The following is a 644-nucleotide window of genomic DNA, read 5'->3' as shown; positions in this document are numbered from 1 at the left end:
GGCATGCAGTTCCACATCATGCAGCGTGCCATTGCAGATTTGGTTGCCGCCAAGCGCGGCGGCGATGAATTGTCCAGAGGGCCGGCCATTCCCGTGATCGATGCCTTTCTCGAAGCCGAACTCCAGCGCCTGGAAGGGGTTGCAATCGGCCTGACGTCGACGCGATCGCCGGATGACGAAGGCTTGAACAGGCTATTGCGACGGTTCGTCTATCGAGCATGACGAGGCCGCATGCATGGCCTCGTTTTCGGCATGCAAATCAGCCTGCATCATGCCGTCTTGCCAGCGCCGACTGTTCGGTGACAATACCGTCATGACCGCCGCCGAATTCATCGCCAAATGGCGCAATAACGCTCTGTCCGAACGCGCCGGCGCGCAAAGCTTCTTTCTCGACCTCTGCGCGCTGCTGGGCGTGCCGACCCCCGACGACCCGGACAACTACTGCTTCGAGCGCGGCGCAGCCCGCACCGGCGCCGGGCACGGCTGGGCCGATGTCTGGATGCGCAACCACTTCGCCTGGGAGAACAAGGCCCCGGGCCGTAACCTCGCCGACGCCCTCAAGCAATTGATGACCTACGCGCTGGCGCTGGACAACCCGCCTTTGCTGGTGGTGAGCGACCGCGCACTCATTCAGATCCACACCC

General features: G+C 63.0%; 2 protein-coding genes. Both read left to right on the top strand.

From position 1 onward, the window contains the following. A partial coding sequence (locus ACK4TH_RS12770; RefSeq protein WP_409626983.1) for a DNA polymerase beta superfamily protein occupies positions 1 to 222 on the top strand: 222 nt, incomplete at its 5' end. A 91-nt stretch (positions 223 to 313) separates the two neighbouring features. Beyond that, a partial coding sequence (locus ACK4TH_RS12765) for a type IIL restriction-modification enzyme MmeI (RefSeq protein ID WP_409626981.1) occupies positions 314 to 644 on the top strand: 331 nt, incomplete at its 3' end.

Origin of the sequence: Tepidimonas sp., from assembly GCF_046292505.1 — a bacterium.
Lineage (GTDB): Bacteria > Pseudomonadota > Gammaproteobacteria > Burkholderiales > Burkholderiaceae_C > Tepidimonas.
Note: the sequence above shows the minus strand (reverse complement) of the source record. Positions and strands in the feature narration are given on the sequence as shown.